The 23,744-nt window shown below is 37.6% G+C and carries 23 protein-coding genes; 14 read left to right on the forward strand and 9 right to left on the reverse strand.

Translation table 11 applies throughout. The features are described 5' to 3' along the window. Positions 1 to 57: 57 nt before the first annotated feature. The 4 genes from OGI71_RS01430 to OGI71_RS01445 form a co-directional block, all read right to left on the reverse strand. A complete protein-coding gene (locus OGI71_RS01430) occupies positions 58 to 1,200 on the reverse strand; it encodes a FecR domain-containing protein (protein WP_282253522.1) in 1,143 nt (380 codons plus the stop codon). A 98-nt stretch (positions 1,201 to 1,298) separates the two neighbouring features. Beyond that, positions 1,299 to 1,886, reverse strand: a complete 588-nt coding sequence (locus tag OGI71_RS01435; RefSeq protein ID WP_282253523.1) for a sigma-70 family RNA polymerase sigma factor — start codon at positions 1,884 to 1,886, stop codon at positions 1,299 to 1,301. A gap of 275 nt (positions 1,887 to 2,161) precedes the next feature. Next, positions 2,162 to 2,824 (reverse strand): alpha/beta hydrolase, encoded by a 663-nt coding sequence (locus OGI71_RS01440; protein WP_282253524.1) that lies wholly within the window; start codon positions 2,822 to 2,824, stop codon positions 2,162 to 2,164. Positions 2,825 to 3,049: 225 nt separating this feature from the next. Further along, positions 3,050 to 4,114 (reverse strand): NADH:flavin oxidoreductase, encoded by a 1,065-nt coding sequence (locus OGI71_RS01445; RefSeq protein WP_282253525.1) that lies wholly within the window; start codon positions 4,112 to 4,114, stop codon positions 3,050 to 3,052. Positions 4,115 to 4,225: 111 nt separating this feature from the next. Here OGI71_RS01445 and OGI71_RS01450 point away from each other — a divergent pair, with 111 nt between their 5' ends. The 8 genes from OGI71_RS01450 (at position 4,226) to OGI71_RS01485 (ending at position 13,438) form a co-directional block, all read left to right on the forward strand. Next, complete coding sequence (locus tag OGI71_RS01450; RefSeq protein WP_244211796.1) at positions 4,226 to 4,567, forward strand: helix-turn-helix domain-containing protein; 342 nt, start codon at positions 4,226 to 4,228, stop codon at positions 4,565 to 4,567. A gap of 144 nt (positions 4,568 to 4,711) precedes the next feature. Beyond that, complete coding sequence (locus tag OGI71_RS01455) at positions 4,712 to 5,305, forward strand: sigma-70 family RNA polymerase sigma factor (RefSeq protein WP_282253526.1); 594 nt, start codon at positions 4,712 to 4,714, stop codon at positions 5,303 to 5,305. A 99-nt stretch (positions 5,306 to 5,404) separates the two neighbouring features. Beyond that, positions 5,405 to 6,547 carry a FecR family protein gene (locus OGI71_RS01460; protein ID WP_282253527.1) on the forward strand — a complete coding sequence of 381 codons (1,143 nt, stop codon included), beginning with the start codon at positions 5,405 to 5,407 and terminating at the stop codon, positions 6,545 to 6,547. Between the two features lie 90 nt (positions 6,548 to 6,637). Further along, complete coding sequence (locus tag OGI71_RS01465) at positions 6,638 to 10,261, forward strand: SusC/RagA family TonB-linked outer membrane protein (protein ID WP_282253528.1); 3,624 nt, start codon at positions 6,638 to 6,640, stop codon at positions 10,259 to 10,261. Between the two features lie 14 nt (positions 10,262 to 10,275). Next, positions 10,276 to 11,724 carry a RagB/SusD family nutrient uptake outer membrane protein gene (locus OGI71_RS01470; RefSeq protein WP_282253529.1) on the forward strand — a complete coding sequence of 483 codons (1,449 nt, stop codon included), beginning with the start codon at positions 10,276 to 10,278 and terminating at the stop codon, positions 11,722 to 11,724. 78 nt (positions 11,725 to 11,802) lie between these two features. Further along, a complete protein-coding gene (locus OGI71_RS01475) occupies positions 11,803 to 12,993 on the forward strand; it encodes a thioredoxin fold domain-containing protein (RefSeq protein ID WP_282253530.1) in 1,191 nt (396 codons plus the stop codon). Positions 12,994 to 13,001: 8 nt separating this feature from the next. Beyond that, entirely contained in the window at positions 13,002 to 13,160 is a 159-nt protein-coding gene (locus OGI71_RS01480) for a hypothetical protein (RefSeq protein ID WP_282253531.1), read from the forward strand. Between the two features lie 5 nt (positions 13,161 to 13,165). Then, a complete protein-coding gene (locus OGI71_RS01485; protein ID WP_282256122.1) occupies positions 13,166 to 13,438 on the forward strand; it encodes a TlpA disulfide reductase family protein in 273 nt (90 codons plus the stop codon). A gap of 91 nt (positions 13,439 to 13,529) precedes the next feature. Here the strand turns inward: OGI71_RS01485 and OGI71_RS01490 are convergent, their stop codons facing one another. The 3 genes from OGI71_RS01490 to OGI71_RS01500 form a co-directional block, all read right to left on the reverse strand. Then, on the reverse strand, positions 13,530 to 14,060 hold the full coding sequence (locus OGI71_RS01490; RefSeq protein ID WP_120260739.1) for an NADPH-dependent FMN reductase: 531 nt from the start codon (positions 14,058 to 14,060) through the stop codon (positions 13,530 to 13,532). Between the two features lie 257 nt (positions 14,061 to 14,317). Beyond that, a complete protein-coding gene (locus OGI71_RS01495) occupies positions 14,318 to 14,854 on the reverse strand; it encodes a GNAT family protein (protein ID WP_282253532.1) in 537 nt (178 codons plus the stop codon). 277 nt (positions 14,855 to 15,131) lie between these two features. Next, entirely contained in the window at positions 15,132 to 15,530 is a 399-nt protein-coding gene (locus OGI71_RS01500; protein WP_282253533.1) for a hypothetical protein, read from the reverse strand. Positions 15,531 to 16,333: 803 nt separating this feature from the next. Here OGI71_RS01500 and OGI71_RS01505 point away from each other — a divergent pair. The 3 genes from OGI71_RS01505 to OGI71_RS01515 all read left to right on the forward strand — a co-directional run bounded on the left by OGI71_RS01505 (position 16,334) and on the right by OGI71_RS01515 (position 18,730). Then, the gene (locus tag OGI71_RS01505) at positions 16,334 to 16,633 is read left to right on the forward strand and encodes a hypothetical protein (protein ID WP_282253534.1); all 300 of its coding nucleotides are present in this window, start codon (positions 16,334 to 16,336) and stop codon (positions 16,631 to 16,633) included. A gap of 24 nt (positions 16,634 to 16,657) precedes the next feature. Next, complete coding sequence (locus OGI71_RS01510; RefSeq protein ID WP_282253535.1) at positions 16,658 to 17,503, forward strand: helix-turn-helix domain-containing protein; 846 nt, start codon at positions 16,658 to 16,660, stop codon at positions 17,501 to 17,503. 66 nt (positions 17,504 to 17,569) lie between these two features. Next, positions 17,570 to 18,730 carry an MFS transporter gene (locus tag OGI71_RS01515; protein ID WP_282253536.1) on the forward strand — a complete coding sequence of 387 codons (1,161 nt, stop codon included), beginning with the start codon at positions 17,570 to 17,572 and terminating at the stop codon, positions 18,728 to 18,730. A gap of 43 nt (positions 18,731 to 18,773) precedes the next feature. Here OGI71_RS01515 and OGI71_RS01520 read toward each other — a convergent pair whose 3' ends face one another. Then, positions 18,774 to 19,385, reverse strand: coding sequence for a hypothetical protein (locus tag OGI71_RS01520; protein ID WP_282253537.1), 612 nt, complete (start codon positions 19,383 to 19,385; stop codon positions 18,774 to 18,776). Positions 19,386 to 19,528: 143 nt separating this feature from the next. Then, on the reverse strand, positions 19,529 to 19,927 hold the full coding sequence (locus tag OGI71_RS01525) for a hypothetical protein (RefSeq protein ID WP_282253538.1): 399 nt from the start codon (positions 19,925 to 19,927) through the stop codon (positions 19,529 to 19,531). Between the two features lie 335 nt (positions 19,928 to 20,262). Between OGI71_RS01525 and OGI71_RS01530 the strand changes: the two genes are divergently transcribed. The 3 genes from OGI71_RS01530 to OGI71_RS01540 all read left to right on the forward strand — a co-directional run bounded on the left by OGI71_RS01530 (position 20,263) and on the right by OGI71_RS01540 (position 23,511). Continuing rightward, positions 20,263 to 21,438 (forward strand): hypothetical protein, encoded by a 1,176-nt coding sequence (locus tag OGI71_RS01530; protein WP_282253539.1) that lies wholly within the window; start codon positions 20,263 to 20,265, stop codon positions 21,436 to 21,438. 265 nt (positions 21,439 to 21,703) lie between these two features. Next, positions 21,704 to 22,402, forward strand: a complete 699-nt coding sequence (locus tag OGI71_RS01535; RefSeq protein ID WP_282253540.1) for an RNA ligase family protein — start codon at positions 21,704 to 21,706, stop codon at positions 22,400 to 22,402. Next, positions 22,402 to 23,511, forward strand: a complete 1,110-nt coding sequence (locus OGI71_RS01540) for an AAA family ATPase (protein ID WP_282253541.1) — start codon at positions 22,402 to 22,404, stop codon at positions 23,509 to 23,511. Before OGI71_RS01535 ends, OGI71_RS01540 begins: the two co-directional genes overlap by 1 nt. Positions 23,512 to 23,744 lie beyond the last annotated feature (233 nt).

The raw sequence follows: 23,744 nt of genomic DNA on the forward strand, positions 1-23,744 counted from the left end.
CTGACATAAATTTGCGGGTGTGTTCTCCTTTCTTTTAGTGATATTAGATTAATAATATTAGTTTATTTTAATTTTTGATTTTTCTATAATAAAATTGGCGTTACTGGCTTTTGATAATAACTTAAATAAATCTTCAGCACTAGCATAACGCGGAATAATTCCTTCAATTTTTACTTTCCTTAGTTTTTGATCTATAAATTCAAAATCGAAATCATACCAACGCGCAAGTTTAACCATGACGCTTTCCAAGGGCTCAGCGACAAACTCGAATTGATCTTTAGTCCAGGCAATATCGGATTGGTTATCTACTTCGCGTTTATAAGTGTTTTGACCAGCGGTCGATATGGCCTGTTCGTTTGGTTTTAAAATGATAGCTTCTTTTGTGGCGGTACTATTATAATTGATTTTTACCGATCCCTCCATGAGTGTTGTGATTGTGGATTTGTCTTCACTATAGCTACTTACATTAAATTTTGTGCCCAGTACCTGAATTTCCTGCTCATTACATTGTACAAAAAATGGAACAGCGGTGCCATCTCCATTTTTAATTTTGCTGATTTCAAAAAAAGCCTCCCCGATAAGCTTTACCGTCCTTTGTTTATGATCAAATTCCTCCGGAAATATCAACGTGGAAGCCGCGTTTAACCTAACTGCACTGCCATCGGGAAGCAATATATGATATTGACCTCCTTTGGGAGTGCTTATAATCAATGTTTTTTCCTGTTTTAAAGGATTATTTGACGTGATTTTTTTTAATTCTTCAGAAATGTTGAAATATTTTTTTTCGACAGGTAGTTGTAGTGATTTTCCATCTTCAAGTTGAATGGAAGCGCGAAAACTACCTGGAACAATATTCCGTGAGGTACGATCGAGCTTAAAATTCCAAAGGAGGATAAATAGCGCGGCAATTGTACAGGCAGCAATAGCAATCCCATATTTTTTAATAAAAAGATGAAAGAGATTAGGTCGTTCAAATGTAATCTTACTTTTTGCTTTTTCAATTACCTCATGAACGGGTAAAGAAAAAGCCCAATCAACATCCTGTTCATAGGGATTATTTGAAATCAGGGTTTGAAATAACTCTTCATGCTGTGCTGAGGAGGAGCGCCAATGATTCAATTTTGTCTCACCCTCATCGGATAGGATCCCAAGCTTTTTTGCAGATATTAATTCACTTACTTCGAAAGGGCTCAGCTCCATAAATTCTTTGGTTAGTATTTATGATTATAACAGAATTCGAAGCTAGAATTGCTATTCCTTTTTTTGTTTTATTTTTAATTAGCTGATTGTTAGTGTTTTTATTTTTTGAATGTGTCGATTAATAATAACACTAGAAGATAATCGCCATTGTCCAATAACTGTTTTAGCAAAGCCAACCCCTTTGTTTTCTGTGTGTAAACAGTGCTGCTAGTTATATTTAATTTTTGTGCAATTTCTTTCGTATCTAGACCATCTATGATATTTAATTTCATAATGGTAGCACATTGAGTAGGTAGTTTTTCTAATACATTTTTGATCAGTTGTAATGTTTCTGCATAAATAATCCACCTGCTATCGTCTTCAACAATACTGCTTATTTGATTGGCATAATTGTCATAATTAGTCAAGCGTCTTTTTCGCTTGTCCAGGTAATTAATAGTCGCATTCTTTGTACTCAGGTAAAGAAATGACTTTAGCTTGTCGTAAGAATCAAAATGAAAGTCTGTTGACCAAATTTTTAAAAGAACATCTTGGACAAGCTCCTCCGCACTTTCTTTTTCTATATCGAACTTGATCGCATATAGGCATAAGGGCGAATAAAACCTATGAAATAGGAATTCAAAAGCTTTTTCATCTTTTCTTAGAAAAGCTAGGAATAATTTGGATTCGTTTAATGCGTCTTCCATGTACTGGTAGAACAAATTAATGAATTTTTAGACATAAATGAAAGGATAAGAAAAGATTTTGGATGATAGTAGAGTATATATAATTTTTTTCCTGACATTAAAATAATTGGTGGTGACAATTTTCAATCGTTGAAAGATAACATGAAAATATAAGCTACCATTAAATGGAAGGAAAATTAACCTGTTTTTGTTTCTAATATTTATCCAAAGTTAGTCGTTAAACTTCTTTATCGTAGTTGTTCGGCTGATAGATCGTTGAAGATTAGATATAGCTATTAATGGCTCAGATCTTTATATAATATCTCCTGTATGAGTGTTTCAATTTCTTTTGCATGAGTGACTGTCATAAAATGACCAGCCCTTCGAATGATAAAAGTGGGGATTACATTTCTAATTGGGATAATGCGGTCTTTGCTGCCATGGATATGGATTAAGTTGTTAGGAATAGTCTTGTTTTTCCATTTTACGATTTGACTGATCGCCCAAAACAGAAATTCAGCATCAGTATCTTGTAGTATTTGTTTAAGCATCATTTTATCTTCTTTTAAGGTTATGCTAAAGAAATAATTTGATAAAATATGATGTGATTTTAGAACTGAAGTAGGAATAAATCTGTGGATTCTAAGTGTTCCGATAAGTTTATAAAGTTTAGGAAGTTCGTTTTCATGTTTTGCAGATGCGAGTAAAATAACTTGTTTTACATCAATAATTTTAGCTATTTCCATGGCAACCATACCTCCGAAAGATAATCCAATAAGAACGGGACATTTAGTCGTAATTTTAGTGGATAATCGTCGTGCATAGCATGAAATTGATTCTGTTGAAATTGGAGGGATCCATTCCAAGTGTATGACTTTTAAGCCCCCAAAATTTATTTTGTCAAATACCCTTCGGTCAACACCTAATCCACTAAGTATATAAATATGGGTATCGGACATAATGATAGGTTAAATTCATTTTAACAGCAATTTATTAATAATGTGTCGATATCCAAAATCAGAAAAAATTAAGCTGAGGAAGTTCATATGATTTTAAAAAAAACAAGATACCCAAACACAAATGGATATCTTGTTTTATCCATAAAAGTGAATGCTCGTCTTTTACGGATTTTTATCATATAACTGTTAATATGAATTATTAGAATACTTGGCGCATTGATCTAGCTAAGACAATGTTGCTAAGCTTTTGGCCTCAAAGATAGATAAGTCTTCGAATTGTTCTGCTTGAACTTTTTTTACCCAATTTGGATCTTGCAAAATTGCCCGACCCACTGCAACCAAATCGAAGTCTCCTCTTTCATATCGACGTACCAGTTCATCCAGTGAAGCTGGAGACGATTTAAATTCTGAATTTGTAAATACTTCACCAAAATCTTTGTCGAGTCCTACCGAACCTACCGTTATTGTCGGTTGACCAGAGACCTTTTTCAGCCATCCGGCGAAATTTAAATCACTACCCTCAAATTCTGGTTCCCAATAACGTCTTTGACTTCCATGGAAAATATCCACGCCCGCATCAACTAATGGTAAGATCCAGTCTTCCATCAGCTTTGGGGTAGGGGCTAATCTCGCAGTATAATCTTGCTGTTTCCATTGTGATAGCCTGATGATAATTACAAAGTCAGGTCCAACGGCTTTTCGCATTGCTTTCACTACTTCGACAGCAAATCTGGAACGCTGCTTTATTGTTTCACCACCGAATTCATCTGATCTGTGGTTCATTCCCTCCCAAAAGAATTGATCAATCAAATAACCATGTGCGGCATGTATTTCAAAGGCATCGAAACCTAGCTCTTTGGCAGCTTTTGCAGCATCAGCATACGCTTGGATAGTATTTTCTATATCCGCCAAAGTCATTGTGTCAGGACTTTCAAAAGCTGCCGGCGGAGTCCACTGCATTGGCGTATACCCTACATGCCAAATTTGAGGTGCTATTTTACCTCCTTTTGCGTGGACAGCATCAAGAATGTTTTTCCAACCATTTAGTGCTTGGTCTCCATAAAAATTTGGAATATCCTTTAAGTTTTTTGAGGCTGGTCTCTCGATCACAGTTCCTTCGGTTAGAATCAAACCAACGTCTCCAGCTGCCCGCCGTTCATAATAACCCGTAACGACATCTCCAGGGATCCCGTCAATAGAAAATGCCCGTGTCATGGGGGCCATGACGAAACGGTTTTTTAATACAAGATTTTTGTATTGGAATGGACTGAAAAGTGTTTGTATGCTCATTTTTTTATATCATTTACGAATTTCTTTACAAAGATATTTTAAATAGTGTATTTTTGTAACTATTGATAGTATAAAGTAGTTACCTTTGTGTAACTATCAAATGTTTTTGCAATGAAGAGAACTGATTTTAAGAATTGTTCATGCGCGATGCAACGCTCTATGGGAATTTTGGGAACAAGGTGGAAGCCCATTATTATATACACCCTAAGAGATCGAAAAGCCCGATTTGGACAACTCGATGCATTGATCGAAAATATTTCAAGAAAAGTACTGACGTCCTCTTTAAAAGAATTGGAGGAAGATGGCATTATTTTGAGAGAAGAATTTAAAGAGTTACCTCCTCGGGTGGAATACGCTCTGACTGAAAAAGGAAAGGCACTTATTCCGATTATGTGTCAGTTAGCAAAATGGAATGAGGAGTATTATGAGGAGCCTGCGCCGTTGATATTATAAGAAATAACAAGTACTTTACTTTTTTTGGATTATATATACTGTTTTTTACTGAAATGTAATAGCAAGAATATCTATAACTAACAGAATATGAAATTTTAAACCCAGACGGTTCATATTTATTTAAAATTTAGGTAATATTGAATTGTGAAAAACAAGGTAAATCAAGAACACAATAAACAAGATTTCATCGAATCTTTTCGTGAAGGTGAAAGAGAAGGGTTGAAGTTCTTGTATAGAACCTTTTATAGTCCAATGTGTTATTTTCTCGAAAAAATGAACTTGGATAAAGTTATTATTGAGGAAATTGTCCAGGATGTGTTTTTAAAGCTATGGGAAAGACGGAGCGATTTTAATCATTTTGAGTCGATCCGGAGTTTTTTATACACAAGTTGCAGAAACGCGGCACTTAATCGGATTCAACAACATAAGAGATCACAACAGCTTGCTGATAACTATATCACACAGGTTGATCTGATAGATTTGCCTGTCAGCCATCAAATGATCTATCTAGAAACGCTACGTGAGGTTCACGACGCTATAGATACCTTGCCAGAACAGTGTCGACATGTAATATACAAGCTGGTCGTCGAAGATTTAAGTCCACAAGAAGTTGCGATTTCCTTAGGTATTACCACAAGTACCGTATACAATCAAAAGAAAAGAGGAATTGAACTTCTCAGGCAAAGGCTTAGGCCTGATCAGTTTTTTTGTCTACTGTTACTCCTTTTGTATTATTAGGTTGTAAATTATAAATTTGATTTTCAGTTGGTTATAAGAAAATCCCCCATCTCTTTAGAGAAACGAAATCAAAATATTGTTTTAAGTATATAAAGCAATATGGAGCATACAACCGAACATATCATCTATTTATTGAGTAAGTCAAAACTTGAGGGATTAAGTTATGAGGAGCAATTGCAACTAGATTCTTGGCGACTCAATGCGGCTTCGAACCGAGAAGTATGTGATATGTTGGATAACAAGGAGATGTTGGCCAGAGATTTGAAGGGCTTATATGCTTACGATTGGGAAGCATCCTTTGAAACTTTTGAACAGGAGCATCTGAGTGCTCCAAAAACTATTTTCCCTTTCAGAAGGATTTGGTCGTATGGAATCGCTGCAGTATTAATCGGTACGTTAACATTATTTTTTGTTCGTTACCTGATGGATGCTGGATATCAGGCAAATCCAGACGTAAAAATCCTCCCCGCTCAAACCGCAGGTACAATCTACCTGAAAAATGGAGATTCGATCGCCATTTCACCTAAAGATACTGTATTATCTTTCGCTACTCTACCCAATAACCTGACTAAAGGGAATGATAGCTTACTTATTTCTACCCCCAAAGGTGGTAAAATGGCCGTTCTCTTACCGGATGGTACTAAGGTCTGGATGAATGCTGAGACCCAATTGGATTATTATGAAACAGATAGTCTCAGACTGGTTCGATTGGTCGGCGAAGCTTATTTTGAAGTAGCAAAGAAATACTTCCCCTCAGGAGAATTATCACAAGTGAAACCATTTAATGTTCAAACCGGAAATATTCACGTGACGGTATTAGGTACGCATTTTAATGTTAAGGCAAATAAAAGTCTAAGTGACTTTAGGGTTACCTTATATGAAGGAAAAGTGAGGGTTCAGCAGGGAGAAAGGCAGATTGTTTTATCTCCTGGAGAGGAGGCATATATCAATACTGGTCATATCCAACGTAGAACCATAGATACTGAAATCGGTAATGCATTGAAAGATGGTTATTTTATATTCAACTCTGAACCGCTGTCTGTTATTATGGAGGATATTTCTGTTTGGTATAACGTCAATGTGGTTTACCTTGATAACGAGATAAAGTCAGAAAAATTTGAAGGGATGTTGTCCCGTAATAGCCGCTTAAAAGATATTATCAATGTACTAGAGAGTACAGGAAAAGTCAATTTCAAATTTAAAGAAAACACAATTTATGTAGATAAAAAGCAATCTAAATGAAAAGACGAAGCCCTAAACGCTTGCAACAAATAGGGCTTCTGGTCAAGCAATTCTAACTGTAACTGAATTTTAATTCTTAACCTAAAACAAATGTATAAAAATTATGCAGAAGTTTGTCGTGCCCTACACGGACAAGCGGAAATTATGAAAAACAGCGATCGGACAGACTTTTGGGGAAGGTCGCATTGGAGGGGAAACATTATGCGTATATCGCTTACTACCATTATGATGTCCTGTTGTTTGCTTCATGTAGGAGCTAAAACTTACGGACAAAGTGTATCTATTCATGAAAAATCTGTTTCGTTGAGAAAAGTCTTTTTGACCATCAATAAACAGACGGGCTACTCCTACGTATGGGCAGCAAAGACTATTGATCCAAATACGAGGGTTCAGCTCAATGTTGAAAAAGGAACACTGAATGGAACACTTGAAAAATTATTGAATGATCTGAATCTTAGTTTTGAAATTAAGGGAAAGATAATCGTTGTACGTGAAAAAGTCGAACAAGGGGGAATTGTTTCGAATTACAATAGTTTATCAGATCAAAAGATGCTGATCAAGGGCTTTGTTGTTGATGATAATAATCGTCCATTACAAGGTGCGACCATTCGTGTCAAAGGTGTACCACAAGGTACGACTACAGATCAAAATGGGTATTTTGAAATCAATAGCGTCAGTGCAAACAATTTGTTGGAGATTACAATGGTTGGATTTTCACCACTTTCACTTCCGGTAAAATCTAATCTTGGAACTATTAGGCTGTATGCAATAGATGCACAATTGCAGGAGGTAAATGTAACCGTAAATACAGGGTATCAAAAGATCAGTAAAGAGCGAGCTGCTGGTTCCATCGCGCAAGTCACTGCGAAAGATATGGAGGGACGATTGCAACCAAACCTATTAGATCGAATTGATGGATTGCTTCCTGGCCTGAATTTGGTTCGTAACACCGCTAGTCCGCAAAATAACAAAAATAATTTAGGCATTGAGATACGCGGTCGTTCAACAATCAACGCGCAGGCTGCACCTTTAATTGTCGTTGATGGAATGCCTTATGAGGGAGATCTCACTGCTATTAATCCCAATGAAATCGCTTCGTTTACTGTTCTAAAAGATGCATCTGCGGCCTCAATCTATGGTGTACGATCATCCAATGGAGTTATCGTCATTACAACAAAGATTGGTACAGCAGGTAAAACTAAGGTCGACTATAGCAATACATTGTCTTTTCGCGGGCTGCCAAGTCGCAATTATCTGAATAAGATGAGTAGTGCTGAATTGGTGAACTTTCAAAAAGAAATGTTTGATTATCGTTCTGGCGATTACGCTGCGATAGACCCCAGAAAGGCTATGAATGACGTTTACCGAATTCTCTATAACAAGAAAGGAGGTGTAATCTCAGGGGAGGAAATGGAGAAGCAGTTGGATGTTTATCGAAATAGGGATCGTTTTAGTCAGATGGATGAATTCTTAAATACGATTCGATTTGACCAGCAGCATAATTTAGCGGTTTCTGGAGGATCAGATCGATATACTTATCATTATTCGTTGAATTATAACCAGCCTGGAGATTATAACAAAGGAAAGCCTACCAATAAAGAACTGGGATTTAGCTTGAAAAATAACTTTAAGTTTACGGATTGGTTTAACTTAAGAGCGAATATTCTAGGGAAAAATCAAAATAGAGAAGGAGACATTGGTTTCAATTTTTACGACAATTATATTGGCGGAAAAGCTTCATATTATCTTCTCCGTAATGAAGACGGTTCCGCTTCCCAGTGGTTTAATTCAAAATCTCAATATGAGATAGATCGCTTAAATGGATTAGGCCTGGAGGATGAGACTTATATCCCTGTAAATCATGTTTCTGCTGTACATGAAAAGTTTTATAATAAATATCTCAATTTAAATTTTGCAGCAAACTTTAAGATTACTAGAGGGTTGGATTTCGACTTATCCTATCAGAGTGAAAGAACCGAAGGTTATAATGGAACATTAAATAGAAAGGCCTCACAGTTGGTCAGTGCTATGGTTAATGATGCTACACAGATCGGAAAAGATGGATTAATAAAACGCAATATTCCTCAGGGAGGGCAATTTGCAGAACAACGCAATGATGTCAATAGTTATACCTTACGTGGTCAGTTCAACTATCAGAACACCATCCATGATAAACATGAAATCGTTGCTATAGCAGGTGCTGAACGTAGGCAAATTAATAATCGATATACCAATATCTATAAATATGGCTATGATGAAAGCAGTTTAGTTTATAAAGGAATTAACGAAGAGTTGTTCGGAATTCAAATTCAAAATACACAGGCACTGTTTAATAGTTATTCTATCTCGAAAAGAGAAACCGGTTTTCAGGATTTAGTTGATAGATTTGTCTCTTTTTATGCGAACGGATCTTATACATACAACAAAAAGCTGACATTAAGTGGAAGTATACGGATGGATCAATCTAACCTATTCGGTACGGATATCAAAAATCAATATAAACCTTTATGGTCTATAGGAACGTTGTATCATTTGCCAAAAATAGATTGGCGGCCATTAGATCGCTGGTCTCTAAGAATGACCTATGGCGTGAATGGGAATGTACCGAAGGACAATGGGCCTTATTTGATTTCGCGGGTCAGTAATAGTTTAAACTATTTTAATGGTGAAATGCAGGCCTATATCGCTTCGCCTCCTAACCCCCTGTTAAGGTGGGAGCGGACAAGTGTATTCAACTTTGGACTTGATCTTTCCCTATTCAATAATAGACTTTCCTCTTCTATAGATATTTATAGCAAAAAGACCACAGATCTTTTGGGAAATACTCCATTAGATCCAACATTGGGATGGGATATGGTGTTGCTTAATTATGGTGATATGCGCAATAAGGGGATCGAGTTGGGGCTTAATGGCAAAATTATCCAACACGAAAAGTTCAGCTGGAACGGTACTTTGAATTTTAGTTACAATAAAAATGAGATCACGAATCTATTTGTAGAACAAAATACGCCTTACTATTATTATTATACGCCTCAAAATCGAGTAGGTATCCCGATGGGTAGTTTATATAGCATCGATTATGCTGGCTTGAACGATAAAGGAAGGCCTTTGGCAAGAAAAGCTGACGGTAGTTTGGTTGAGAATACACAGCAACTGACGGTTGACGATCTCATTTATGAAGGAACGACAATTCCGCCGTATAATATTTCTTTCAGAAATGGATTTAGATATAAAGACTTTACCCTTTCCTTTATGTTTATTTTCAATGGGGGTCATGTGATGCGAGGTGTTCGCCCCGAGTTCTTGAGCAAATACGCCGAACTGAACTATAACAGTAACTTCGATAAGCTTTGGTTGAATTATTGGAAAAAACCGGGAGATGAAAATAACCCTGATATTGCTCCTGCTTTCATTTCAGCGGCCTCCGGAAATATCTCAGATATCTATAATGCAGCACATAAGTTTGTTCAAAAGGCTGATTATATTAAGTTGAGAGATGTTTCACTATCCTATAATTTTCCAGGTAAATGGATTGCACCAACAAAGCTGAGTTATATACGTCTGACTGGGCAGATATTAAACGCTTGGCGCTGGGCCGCAAATAAGGATAATCTCGATCCTGAAGTCTGGACTGGATTTAGTTCGGTAAGTAGCCCAAGTAGGGGAGTATTGGCTCCAGTGGTATATAATTTAGGCGTATCTGTAGGATTTTAAAAAAGGAAAACATAATGAGAAAAATATATATTGGATTGTTATTTGGCTTATTGACTTTGAACAGCTGCAATAAGTACTTAGATATAAAACCCAAGGGGTTCACGATTCCGGAAGCTCTTAACGATTACAAGTTATTATTAAATGACCAGTCGTTGGTACGTGCCTCTCCCGTTTATCCAAACTATCTGGCGGATAATCTCCAATCGGGTGATCCACAGGATGTGCAGTCCGCAGCTAGTTTTGATTACTATGATTATGTCAAAAAGCAGCTATACAGTCTTGCTCATGGCGCAATATTCGAAGATGGTCAGTATGACCCCTACTGGGAAACGGCATATAGTCATATCTTTACTTACAACGTAATTATAAATAATGTATTGACTTCATCCGATGGCTCGGAGGGTGAGAAAAAAAGGGTATGGGCCGAAGCAAAAATTGGCCGGGCATTTGAGTACCTAAGCCTGGTCAATATCTATGCTGCCCATTATAACCCAACTAGTGCGGATAAGGACTTAGGTGTACCGCTGGTTTTGCAAGAAGATATAAATCAAAAATATGAGCGTGTGTCAGTACAGGTTATCTATGACCAAGTATTAAAAGATCTTAATGAGGCACTTCCTAATTTAAGCACAACACAATCCAATAAATTTCAGGCAGTACGCTTTGTGGGATATTCTTTTTTGAGTCGTGTTTATCTGTATCAGGGGAAATTCAAAGAGGCTTTAGAGAATGTCAAGCAGGCGCTAGCCACCAATAGAAATTTGATCGACTATAGCTTATATACAAATAAGGACAAAACAACATGGGGAAGGGTTTGCTTAAAGACGGATAATACAGTACAATTCCCAGATTCAAGAACCAATATTGAAGCCGTATGGTCAAGATTAGGTACAAGTTCATTGGGGACACAAAATGCTGAATTTTATGCATCGAAGGAACTGATTGATACTTATGCCAAAGATCTTCCAGCTGGAGCGAATGACAAGCGCTACGAATTATTTTTCTGTCGCGATCAAGCCTCCTTTGGCCCTAATTTAGTCAAATTTCCTGGACGTGTGCTTTATGCCCCATATGTTGAATTCAGCACAGGATTTAATACGCCAGAATTATTCTTGATCGCAGCGGAAGCAGCAGCGCGTAGTGGAAACACTGTAGAAGCTTTAGATTTCTTGAATACGCTAAGAAATAGTCGTATTGAAAATAATAGGGCATTGACAGCTAGTGATCCGAAAGTGGTGCTACAGTTGGTTCTAGAAGAAAGACGCCGTGAGATGCCTTTTACGGCTTCTGATAGATTGATCGACCTGAAGCGTTTGGTTATTGCGGACAATTATAAGAAATCAATTAAGCATCCACTGGCCGATAAAGTATTTGAGATGGAATCAACAGACCTTAGGATGGTACTTCCTGTTCCGCCAAAAGTACTTTCCTTAAATCCAGGAATTCCACAATACGAACGATAAAAAATATAAATGCTTTTACCTAACCAATCTTTGCCGATCATACGCAAAGATTGGTTCGAAGTTTTAAAAAATACTTTCATGAAGAAACTACTATTGACATCGCTGGCCTTTGTACAGTCTGTAATATTGCTGGCACAAGAACATATACAATTCCAAAAGCTAACTTTTAGCGAGGCGAAGGAATTGGCAAAAAAAGAAAATAAACTGATCTTTTTAGATGGTTTTACCTCTTGGTGCGCACCCTGTAAATGGATGGAAGGCAATGTGTTTTCACAGCCCGAAGTTGCGGAATACTTTAATTCGAAATTTATTAATACCAAGTTCGATTGTGAGGTAGGTGAGGGAGTGGACATTGCAAAAAAATATCAGATAAAAAGCTTTCCTACCTATTTGTTTCTGGACGGACAGGGGACATTGATCTATAGAACACAGTCCCGTATGGAGGCTGATCTTTTCCTAAAGCAGGCGCAACAAGCGAATGATCCTAATTATCAGATTCCGAATCTACGCAGGCAGTATGATCAGGGAACTCGTGAATCTAACTTTCTATTGCGCTACATAAAAGTTATGGAACAAACGGACAATAAGGCTACAGATAATGCTAAAAAAGCGTTGGACAGTGTTGCCTCTGATGAGTTCTTGCGAAGTCCAAATGGTTGGGAAACGATTAAAATGATGGCACAGCGTCTAGATGACCGTTACGGTAAATTTTTCGAATCAAACAAGGCGTATTTTAAAAGCATAGCCTTGGCAACAGAATTTGAAAATAAGGAAATACAGCTCTTGAGGTATGCGATGTATGGTTACATCCGTGATAACAAAGCCGACGAATTTAGAAAGGGGCTGGCCTATTTTGAACAGTCAAATAAACCGGAGCACAAGATTGAGGCCGCAATGTATCAGGTTGAATGGGTCGCAGCTCATGGTACAGAAAATGAGTTTGTTTCGTTGACTGACAACTTGCGGAAAGGGCTCCTAAAAGACGAGGATGAGAAGCTTAGTTTTATCGCCCGACGTAATGCCAATGCAAAAGGAGATGTCGCTAAACCTGCTATCCTTAAACAATGTTATATCTTGGCAAAACAGGCGGCAGAGTTGAATCCATCGAGCTATTCCAATCAGGGTACCTTGGCAGATATCTGCATTGCATTGAAGAAAAAGAAAGAAGCGATCAAAGCGGCAGAAGCCGCGAGAGGTTTAGCCGAGCTGGAAACTTCAAAAATCATTAAACTGGCAGATGCGCTATTGGAGCGTGCCAAAGCACTTTAACAATCAACATGAAAAAAATATTTACATCAGCTCTTTTGAGCTTATCTATGATTGGAATTGTCGTTGGACAAAAACAAGATTTTCCGCTGGATTTCAACGGACAGACCCATTCTTCAGAGGCTAAGGTATTTGTGCGCTATTTTGTCGTGCAGAAAACCCACATTTAGTTGAAATCTATAAGCAATTTAAAGGACCTGCTTTTGAGATTTTGGGGATCTCACTTGATAAACCAGGAAAGAAAGATAATTGGACAAAAGCCATCGAACAAGATGGTTTGAAATGGCCACAGGTATCCGATCTAAATGGTTGGCAAAATAATGCTGCCCAGCTATATGGTATTCAGGCTATTCCGCAAAATTATCTAATATCCCCTGAGGGTAAGATTGTCGGCATTAATTTAAAAGGTGAGCAACTAGCTGATAAACTTAGAGAATTAACTAGATAAGGTTAAAAAGGGGGATTGCAATTTGCAGTGCCCCTTTTTTAACTCAAAAAAGCGGATTCTCTGTGTCAACATCCACCCAATTGAAAAATGATTAGAATAGTTGTTTCTTAAAGTTGTCTATTCTTTCGTTGAGTGTGCTGAGATGCTCGGGGTTAATGACACCATTGTTCAGGTCAAAATTTTCATAGAATTTTGGCAGTGAAAAGCTTTCTTTGATTATAGCGCCAAATTGCGGGAAGAATTTTTGAGCCTCGGCCATTACATTCCCACCACCATAGCCACCAGGAGAGGTAGTCATTAACAACATGGGTTTGTCTTGAAATACCTTTACGTTTATCCGGGAAGCCCAATCGAAAACGTTTTTAAAGGCAACACTATACGAACGATTATTCTCCGCCAATGAACAGATAATGATATCGCTTTCGGTAATATTATCCAGAAAACGATGAGCTTCCTCTGGAAAACCATTTTTTTCCAGGTCGACAGAAAAAACAGGCATATTATAATCGTTGAGATCAATCAAGTTTATTTCATGGTCACTAAAACTTTTCAGAACAAACTTGACTAATTGTTTATTGATTGAGGTGGAAGAATTGCTTCCAGCAAATGCAAATACTTTCATGTTGTGCTTTGTGTGTTTGTCTATACCGTGAATTTACCGAATTTTTCGATAAAAATGGTCCCTCCATTTCATTATTGGGTTATAGTAGGGTAGTATTATTTTATATGGTGACAGGTCGATATCTGCTTGAAAAGATGAGTCTAGTACCATTACCAATATTTTATCCGCTTGAATAGGCCTGATGAAAGTAAAAACAAAACTAATTATAGTGAGATCGAACAAAAACTGGATTGTTGTTTTCTTGAGCGCGTAAAATATTATCTCCTATTTTCTTTAAAAATAGAATACATTGGGATATCATAATATTTTCCATTTTTCTTCAGATGTTGTTTCAGTAGGGCCTCTTTTTTCATACCTATTTTATCCATGACTTTCCCTGAAGCTGGATTGTGAGGAAAATAAGTGGCATAGATCTTATTGAAATTCAATTCTCTGAACCCATAATCGATAATAGCTTTTGCCGCTTCAGTGACATAGCCATTATTCCAGTTTGGAATGCCTATCCAATAGCCTAACTCCGCTTTATCCGAACCTTCATCGTGAAGACCTATAGCCCCAAGAAATTTCCTTGTTTTATCCCGAATTGCAAATGTAAAACCCTTTCGATTTTTAAAGGCCTCGGCCGATAGTTTAAGCCAAAACTCAGCATCTTCCTTCCGATAGGGGTATGGAATATTTGACGTATAATCAGAAAAGATCTTGTCCTGAAGGTAAATTACTATCTGCGGAATATCTTCCTCAGTTATTTTGTCGAGAATAAGTCTTTCTGTTTCTAATCTAGGAAATTCATTCATCTTATCGGTGTTATAAAATGGTTGTAAACAATTGAATTAATGTTACCGTGTATTTAAGACAAATTTACATATCATTTTAAAATGATATATGCTTTTACAATTATCTTTATTCTTCCACTTTTTTGAATAAGTTCGAATTTCATAAATATCAGCTTTTACTCATTTTGTAGATGTATACTCAGGTGATAGTTAATGTACATACCAATGTAATATAGGGCTAAACATTAATTGCGTAGATTATTTAAAATTGATGGTCTAAAATAATAATGGCTAATAATTAAGATGGAGATTCACTTTTCCCATGCTGATTGTTCTCTATTAATTCAATGTGTCCTTCAATAATCAATAAATAGAAGTTTTCGAAACAATCCTGATATATTTTGTGCTCAAGAAGTTTTATCTCTTCGGTAATTCGTTCTTTGGGTATGCCGGTATAACATAATTCCGGATTAGCTTCCATGATTTCTTCCCGGCAGGAGAAATTATGGAGTTGTTTATATAACTCGTTCAGATCGGCAATATCTTCACTGCGATGGTATGAAGGATGAAACCATACCCAAAACTCTGACTGATTTTTATAGGGGTGTGGTAGTAATTGAACAGAAGTGTCCCTAAATAAATCTCCGGGATGCTTTTTATAGCGAAAATGGGTTGCAGTGGTCTTTATACTATTCATACGGTTAATTTGAGTAAAGATCTACAAAATATATTCGAGAATGAAGAGTATCAGGTTAAATATCGTTAAATTTATTTAATAATAAAAACTTATAATTATTTGTATACGTTCTGTCCTTTTCACGTCCATCAGCCACTGCTTTAAAAACACCAAAAACCTGACGGAATCCTTAACAATATAGACATTTAACTCCTCAAGTATTTCTCTCTTTAAACATGCTAAATCAGTTTTACCATGTTCTCTTTTTCCACCGGGAAAATATAGTTTGTCTTTAGACTTGGAGCGAGTACTTAAGATTTTTTATTGGAGATATGAATTAACGCGACCTTATCAATGATGTTATTGTCCATTTGTGTTATTTAATTGTCGAATATAACAAAAATGTAGATAGCAAATTTTTCCATATTTACACTATCCAAGATTCTCGAGTGCGAATTTTTATGTGATCATCACCCTCGTTAAACAAGTGAATAACGATGAGATCCCCGATAAATCAGATTTAGAAAACAAACTAAATACAAAATTTTACGCACTATAATGGATTGGATTTATTGAACTGAAACTCTAAATAAAAGCTTACAGGTAATAGTGTGATTTAAATTAACTAACTTAGCTATTATCCTTGGTTGCAAGGTTCGGAACATTCCCTAGTGAACTAGAAAAATGAACCGGCTTTGGGCCACTTGCCCCCGAATTTTCGGGGGCTTGTTTTTTATCTTTTAAAGTGTTGAAATCCGTAGTTTTGAACAACCCTAACAGCAGCAAATCAACATTACTTCAAGTAGAATTGGAATAGAAAACTAATGATGATAAAATTCCTAAAAGCAAAAGGTACACTCTTTTTTATCCTTGGGATATTAGGGTTCGTTGGTGTCGCAGCAACCGTTACGATATTGGGTACGGCGCATTCTGCTCCAGATAAATTGATGGCTATATACATCGGAATATTTGGTCTGATTCCAATCCTGCTGTTACTCATTGTCGATCGGATCTTTGTATGGAAATTTGGAGCAACCAAAGTCAATAAAGTAGAAATGTATATCCTCGGTATCTTTATTTTACTTTTTGTCTTGAATTGGATCCGTCTACAGTCGCAGCTTTAGCAGGTATAGAGTATACTAAAAACTATGATACCCATTCATAACAAAGAATTGCCCACACAGGGAATAGAGATGCTTCCTTTTAAGGATCTCTCTCAAGGACCTACCGTACCCCATCGGGATGACCACTATATGTTTATCCTACAGCAAAAAGGGCGGTCATGCTGGACCATCGATTTTAAACAATGGACACTCGAAGAGGTGTCAGTTTGTTTCGTAGCACCAGGTCAAGTTCATCAATGTGTATTGAATGAGGGTGCCAAATGCTGGATGCTTTTTGTCGAGCCTAAACTAGTCCCGATGGAATATAGAACCATGATCGATTCTTTTATGTATAACCGACAGGTTATAACTTTGGGACCAGATCATCCTGTATTTACGCTGGCTGCGATCCTATACAATTTTATCGAACAAGGAGATAAAATCTTCTATCAATCTATTCTCCACGCACATGTCAATGCCCTAATAGGACAGTTAACAGTAGCTTTTGTACCCCAAAGTCAAATACATAGGAAGACCGGTAGCCACAAGTACCAACTTGTTACAATGTTTAAAAACCTGATAAGCCAGCAATTTAAAGAAGTAAAGCAAGTAAAAGATTACGCGGAACAACTCCATATAACGCCTTTGTATCTCAACGAGGTGAGTAAGGAAATAACAGGGTTTATCGCTAGTTATTGGATAAAGAACGAAGTACTATTGGAAGCCCAGCGGCTACTATTTTACACGAATATGGATATCAAAGAAATCGCTTTTTGCCTAGGCTATGAAGACCATACTTACTTTTCGAGGTTCTTCAAAAAAAACTTAGGGTGCACTGCGGGGCAGTTTCGTCAAAATAACCATTATTTGTCCAATTATATACATGAATAACGACCTGTAATATACTATATCGCTATCTAATTTTGCATCTGTAAAATTTAAACAACATATACAGATATGAAAGTAGAAAACCAATCGATGTGGACAATTAGTCCGATTATGATTTCGGTATTTGCGATATACCTCTGCATCGGTATAACGTTAGGAACAGTTCCTGCACTGATAAAAAATGAACTTCATTTTAGCCCTTTAATTGTGGGAGCAGTAGTGGGGATCCAATTTATTGCCACTTTATTAACCAGAGCTTCTGCTGGTAAAATGGCTGATACTAAAGGTGCCAAGACCGCCAAACAGTATGGTGTCGTTATGACAATGTTAACGGGCCTAATCTATATGACTGTATATCACCTTCGAGATTTTCACCTATTGGCATTATTGATGCTCTTTGCTGCCAGGATAGTACATGGTATAGCTGAAAGTTTGGCTATTACTGGTGCATTAACTTGGGGTATTGGACTGGTGGGACATCAAAAATCGGGGAAAGTTATGACCTGGAATGGTATCGCTATGTATGCTGGTATTGCCCTGGGGGCGCCATTAGCTATTTATCTATCCGGGTCATGGGGTACAAGTTATGTTTTTGGGATACTGATTTTGTTGTCTGCCATAAGCTGGCTATGCACGATCAAGCTACCCAATCTGCCAGTGGATCCTTCGCACCAACGAACTCCTTTCTATAAGGTGATTGCAATGATTTCCGAACAAGGACTCGCATTAGCATTTTCTTCAATAGGATTCGCCTGTATATCATCTTTTGTCACGCTACTTTTTACGGAAAAAAGCTGGGTAAATCCATCCTTGGCCTTTTTAACTTTCGGAGGTTTTTATGTCTTGACAAGGGTGTTTTGCGCTTCTTTTCCCGATAGATTTGGGGGTTATAAGGTAGCTATGGTCTCTTTAGCGATTGAAATGATTGGGCAGATGCTGATTGGTTTCGCTAGTTCGGAAGCCATGGCCATTATAGGTTGTAGTCTCACTGGAATTGGATTCTCACTGATCTTCCCAGCTCTTGGTGTGCTGGCCATACAGAAGGTAAGTCCACAGATGCGTGGAACAGCATTGGGTGCCTATGCTGCATTTTTTGATATTTCGCTAGGAATAGCCGGACCAATTGCAGGTATTATTGCTGGGTGGCACGGGTATCAATCGATCTATTTCTTCGGTGGAGTAGCTGCAGCAGTATCTATGTGGATTTTGATCGTTCAGAAAAACAAATAATTAAACTTTAACGATGTCTAGGACTACAAGCTTTAGCTTGCTGTTAATCCGGTTTGGTAGCCTTAGCTAGAATATTGGCAATGAGCTGGTCAAACTCAGCTTGTGAATCGATGAGGTATGCATTTTGATAATGGTCGATGCGGTGCTTGATATTCGTATGTATTTCTTGTTCACTATAGGTGGAGATAATAATAACATATTTATTGCTGAGGTCGATTTGCTCTAAAATGTCATTAACCGAAAAGTTACTACCGCTACTAAAGAAAAGTATGTCGGCTTGAGCTGCAGCTGTACAGAGGTTGGCGTCATTGAGTAGACTGAGCTGATTATTGCCTTGGATCAAGGCCGAATAAGTGTCAGTTAACCAGAAATAAGGCTGCCAAAGGCAAATAGTGTAGCATGTTTTGAAGGGAAGCGGAACCCGTTCATTTGAATTGCCACATTGTTTGTTGTGAGCCGCGGATGAAAGGAATTTATCTACTGTAATTGGTCTGCTCGATAGTCGCGTAAGGCTTCTGGCTATATTAGCTCGATGTATGTTGTATTGCGTAGCCGTATCAAAACCTTGGCCAATGATACTGTAGGTATATAATTTCTGTGGCCAGATAAATAGCATATTAAAGCGTGATCTGATTTTGTTATACAATATCTTCATTTCATTACAAATAGCGTCAAGAAAATCCTTGGTATTAATATCCGATTTCTTTTCATTCCTCGGGATAGAAAATAAACCGGATATTAGTGTTAAAGGGGCTTATTGGGTTAGCCCAGTTTGGGGCTAAATAATCGTTCAATAAATTACATACTCACTTTATAGCGAATATTGATTGCCAGCTGCCCTGTGAAATCGGCTTTTCTGAGACCTTGACTGTTGACTTCAGCCATAGTTTCGGCGCCATTGATCACGATATCCTTCAAATCAGGTTGATCATCCTTAGAAGCGGTTTCTTTGAAAAACTGAACGGCCTGCCCAAGTTCGTAGCTATTAGCGATAGCTTGGCTCAAAGTTTCCTGTAAATCATCAGGCATAGTCATCAACTGAAATTTTTGACTAGTGGTCAATGCGAAATTCGCGGCCATCCAGGATAGAAAGTTTTGACGAATAGCATTTACCTCGACTGCGAGTAAACTTTCTGGCAAAGCCAAGATTCTAAATTGTACCTTGGCTACACCATGGTTATTGAATTGCTGTTTCATTATTTAAATTTATTATATTACAATATCTAAATCTTTGATCATAAATTGTTTGATTTTTGCTTAAAAATATGATAACACGACAGTGAAATGTAGGTTATTGGTCGGTTATTCCTTTCTAATACATCAATGGACTTTCTAAAATAGCAATTATCGTTCGTTTATCATCGTATTTGAGCTTTTAATAGTGTTATCCTTTTGTTATTTTTTTATAAATATTATCGTTTGCGTGATGTTTTGTTTTGCGACTTCGATATTATTTATTATATTAGTATACTTTTGTGAGTAGATATTATTAATTTAGTTATCCTAACCAGATATTAATTCGGAGAAACGCCATGAAATCTATCATTTATTTTTTGAGTTCGCTGATGCTGTCTATTGTTTTTAATCTAAAGACAATATCGTTGCAAGGTTTTTTTGACCGGTCGGATCAGTTGAAATATTGGATTTTGGTTGTTATCATGCTCTGTGTTTTTTGGATTGGGGCAACAATAGTATCATTAGTACTTAATTTGCCCACGTACTGGAGTGTACCCTACATGCGTGAGCGCCTGGGGGAACAGGCCAAAAACATACCTGGACTCGATATTGTTCTACATTTTATCGCTTTCTTTTCACTTTTATTGGTTTCTGTTTTTCCATTTATACTTTTGTATGTTGCTGTTATCTTTGTCTACAGCCAGTCGTCAGTGGAGAGATCGATGCTTTTTGAATTACATATGCAGGTCTACGGAATACGTTATGCCACTATTTTTGTTTCATATAGTCTAATGGTCTATATGCGAGAAAACTGGTCGTTACTCTATCATTCTGTTGGCCAACGGCAGAACCTTGCTGTTATCTATAATCGGCCACTCATGCAGATAGTGCACAATATAAGTTTAGAAAAAGAATTACCAGCTCCACAGCCAATGGTGACAAAAAGAAGACCTTTTATAAAAAAAAGACCCGCATTTGAACAGTTCGAACAGACCCCTGCGATAATTTCTCTAAACGAAAAGCGAACCATAAAAGAAAGTGGGATGAAGAGGAAAGAACAACCCTATGGAGTGGATATTGATAACATTGATGTATATCTATTGGGGGACCTGTTAGATAAGCGGGGGGAATTTGTACAACAGATCAATCTGCAGCAACTTCGATTTGTTGATATTGTCGCAGTATATACAACCGCAGAAACTAAATGTGTTATCTTACGTAATGGTACAACATTGGATTGCCCGACAATCTTTGATCAGTTAAAGAAGATCGGGATGGAAGACTGGATTGTCAAAATATCAAAAAATTATGCGATCAATATGTTCTTTGTGCAATACCCAATCAAACGTGTGGCGGATGACCTAAAATTACAGCCCTTTATGGAGAAAATGCTGTTGCAAAATATTCAGCGGGAACAGCTTAGTGAAATATTGAGAAGTGGGAAAGGCCTTAGAGGACATAATGTTAAGCTTTTCTTAAACAATCAACAGGATTACACGCGTGCCGGATGGGATGCTTATATTAGAATATAACAGCCATGCGGCCCCTGCATAATGGGGCTTTTATTTATTAGGTTTTAGTTTTCCGTTATGTCTGATGGTATAGCGGTTTTTTATTTTTAGAGAAATTTATCTATTTTTGCCGAAATAGATCATAATGTTATACATTTTTAGAACGTAAGGTCATGTAATACTGTGCCAACATGCAGGAAGATTTTAATCAGATGGGATAGATGCCCAACTAGATTGCTCCTATACCTGTGTTTTTAATCAGTATTATTCACTTTAATTTAAAAAAATGGAATCAACAAAATATGGTCGTACCTACCATTTTCCTTTTTCACCGGGAACCAACAGTGACGATCGTTTTAATCATGAGTACTGGACGGATATACAATCCTTTTCACAGCTACTTTACACTGAAAAATTGGATGGCGAAAACAATTGTCTATCCCAACGGGGAGTATTTGCCCGGTCACATGCTGCTCCAACGACATCCCCCTGGACAGCACAATTACGGGAACATTGGGGACGATTGAAAAATGATTTGGGCGACCTAGAGTTTTTCGGTGAAAACCTTTATGCGGTTCATTCTATAGAGTATACACAGTTGGAGCATTATTACTTTGTATTTGCGGCTCGAATCAATGAGGTCTGGCTTTCATGGGAGGAAGTTACCTTCTATGCTAACTTGTTTGACTTGCCGATGGTACCAGTATTGCGATCGGACAGTGTACGAGATCTGACGGAATCACAGTTGGAAGAAACTGTACAACATCTGGCATCTCAACCTTCGATCTTTGGATCTTTGGATCCGAGAACAGGAATTAACTGCATCTCAGAGGGTCTGGTCTGCCGAAATGCGGAGGCTTATCCCGTCTCCAAATTTCAGCATAATATCTTTAAGTATGTGCGAAAAGGACATGTACAGACGGATGAACATTGGACTAAATCCTGGAAAAGAACAAAACTTACTTGGGAAAGGGGGGAAAACTAATGGAATGGAAATTAACAACAGATACAGATTGGCTGAAACTGGAAAAGCAGTTTTCCTGGGTAGAAGCTATGCGGAATGTTCCGCAGGATCCCATTCATCACGCAGAAGGTAATGTTGCTATTCATACCCAGCTGGTGATTGAACAGTTGCAACAATCCAATACCTATAGGGGATTGAGTAGGCAACGACAGGAACTGCTTTGGGCTGCCGCATTACTGCACGACGTCGAAAAAAGGTCTACGACTGTGGTCGATGGACAGGGACGGATCAGTTCGCCAAGCCATGCGCGAAAAGGTGCACAGACAGCACGTGAAATATTGTTTCGTGATGTGGAAACTCCCTTTTCCCTACGGGAGGAAATTGTAGGTTTGGTTCGTTTTCATGGTCTGCCACTCTGGCTGATGGAAAAAGTTGATCCAATGCGTAGTGCGCTAGAGGCATCATTAAGGGTAAATATGATTGAATTGAAACTTCTAGCCGAGGCTGATGCCAGAGGGCGAATATGTCAGGATCAAGGAGCGTTGCTTGATGCGCTAGAGCTATTTGAACTGTATGTAAAAGAGATTGACTGCTGGGAGTCACCTCGATCTTTTTCGACCCCAAATGCTCAATTTACCTACTTCAACAGCGAGGATGGTTATGTGGATTATATTCCTTTTGATAATTTTAGATCAACGGTCATCATGCTGTCTGGGTTGCCGGGTATGGGAAAGGATCATTATATCGCTAACCATAATAAGGATATACCAGTCATTAGTCTTGACGATATTCGTCGTAAATATCGTATCGAACCGATTGATCGAAAGCGGAATGGTTGGGTAGTGCAACAAGCGAAAGAACAGGCCAAGATTTATCTACGTCAGGGGCAAGACTTTATATGGAATGCAACTAATATTACGACCTTAATGCGAAAGCAGTTGATTGACCTCTTTGTCAGTTATCAGGCCTATGTAGAGTTGGTGTATATCGAAAAACCGTACCGTCAATGGCGCGTACAAAATCGAGATAGGGCCCATCCGCTACCAGATACTGTATTGGATAAAATGCTCCATAACTTGGAAGTCCCACAACCAATGGAAGCACATGAACTGCATTACATCGTTGAATAACCCATAACCTCAGGTTGTTTTTGACGATTGCAATAGAAATCTATTTAAAAAATAGATAGTTTTGATAAACCTCAGCACCAAGTGAACGCTTATTTAGAGCATGAAATGTTCAGAAGTGGGATCTTTGGTGTTGATAGGCCAGTCTATATCTTGTATACTGAGCGAGAGAATGCTGCTTAATTCATTTGGATGATTTATTGGCAAAAAAATTGCTTACAGAGTTTATCCGATTA

It is taken from the genome of Sphingobacterium sp. ML3W, assembly GCF_029542085.1.
Lineage (GTDB): Bacteria > Bacteroidota > Bacteroidia > Sphingobacteriales > Sphingobacteriaceae > Sphingobacterium.

Bases quoted from the DNA above. Each gene is read 5' to 3' on its own strand.
- OGI71_RS01495 (WP_282253532.1), bottom strand. From the start codon at position 14,854: ATGAATGAATTTCCTAGATTAGAAACAGAAAGACTTATTCTCGACAAA.
- OGI71_RS01480 (WP_282253531.1), top strand. From the start codon at position 13,002: ATGAAAAAAATATTTACATCAGCTCTTTTGAGCTTATCTATGATTGGA.
- OGI71_RS01440 (WP_282253524.1), bottom strand. From the start codon at position 2,824: ATGTCCGATACCCATATTTATATACTTAGTGGATTAGGTGTTGACCGA.
- OGI71_RS01540 (WP_282253541.1), top strand. From the start codon at position 22,402: ATGGAATGGAAATTAACAACAGATACAGATTGGCTGAAACTGGAAAAG.
- OGI71_RS01530 (WP_282253539.1), top strand. From the start codon at position 20,263: ATGAAATCTATCATTTATTTTTTGAGTTCGCTGATGCTGTCTATTGTT.
- OGI71_RS01460 (WP_282253527.1), top strand. From the start codon at position 5,405: ATGGAGCATACAACCGAACATATCATCTATTTATTGAGTAAGTCAAAA.
- OGI71_RS01525 (WP_282253538.1), bottom strand. From the start codon at position 19,927: ATGAAACAGCAATTCAATAACCATGGTGTAGCCAAGGTACAATTTAGA.
- OGI71_RS01475 (WP_282253530.1), top strand. From the start codon at position 11,803: ATGAAGAAACTACTATTGACATCGCTGGCCTTTGTACAGTCTGTAATA.
- OGI71_RS01465 (WP_282253528.1), top strand. From the start codon at position 6,638: ATGTATAAAAATTATGCAGAAGTTTGTCGTGCCCTACACGGACAAGCG.
- OGI71_RS01500 (WP_282253533.1), bottom strand. From the start codon at position 15,530: ATGAATAGTATAAAGACCACTGCAACCCATTTTCGCTATAAAAAGCAT.
- OGI71_RS01435 (WP_282253523.1), bottom strand. From the start codon at position 1,886: ATGGAAGACGCATTAAACGAATCCAAATTATTCCTAGCTTTTCTAAGA.
- OGI71_RS01490 (WP_120260739.1), bottom strand. From the start codon at position 14,060: ATGAAAGTATTTGCATTTGCTGGAAGCAATTCTTCCACCTCAATCAAT.
- OGI71_RS01430 (WP_282253522.1), bottom strand. From the start codon at position 1,200: ATGGAGCTGAGCCCTTTCGAAGTAAGTGAATTAATATCTGCAAAAAAG.
- OGI71_RS01520 (WP_282253537.1), bottom strand. From the start codon at position 19,385: ATGAAGATATTGTATAACAAAATCAGATCACGCTTTAATATGCTATTT.
- OGI71_RS01515 (WP_282253536.1), top strand. From the start codon at position 17,570: ATGAAAGTAGAAAACCAATCGATGTGGACAATTAGTCCGATTATGATT.
- OGI71_RS01505 (WP_282253534.1), top strand. From the start codon at position 16,334: ATGATGATAAAATTCCTAAAAGCAAAAGGTACACTCTTTTTTATCCTT.
- OGI71_RS01445 (WP_282253525.1), bottom strand. From the start codon at position 4,114: ATGAGCATACAAACACTTTTCAGTCCATTCCAATACAAAAATCTTGTA.
- OGI71_RS01450 (WP_244211796.1), top strand. From the start codon at position 4,226: ATGAAGAGAACTGATTTTAAGAATTGTTCATGCGCGATGCAACGCTCT.
- OGI71_RS01535 (WP_282253540.1), top strand. From the start codon at position 21,704: ATGGAATCAACAAAATATGGTCGTACCTACCATTTTCCTTTTTCACCG.
- OGI71_RS01470 (WP_282253529.1), top strand. From the start codon at position 10,276: ATGAGAAAAATATATATTGGATTGTTATTTGGCTTATTGACTTTGAAC.
- OGI71_RS01510 (WP_282253535.1), top strand. From the start codon at position 16,658: ATGATACCCATTCATAACAAAGAATTGCCCACACAGGGAATAGAGATG.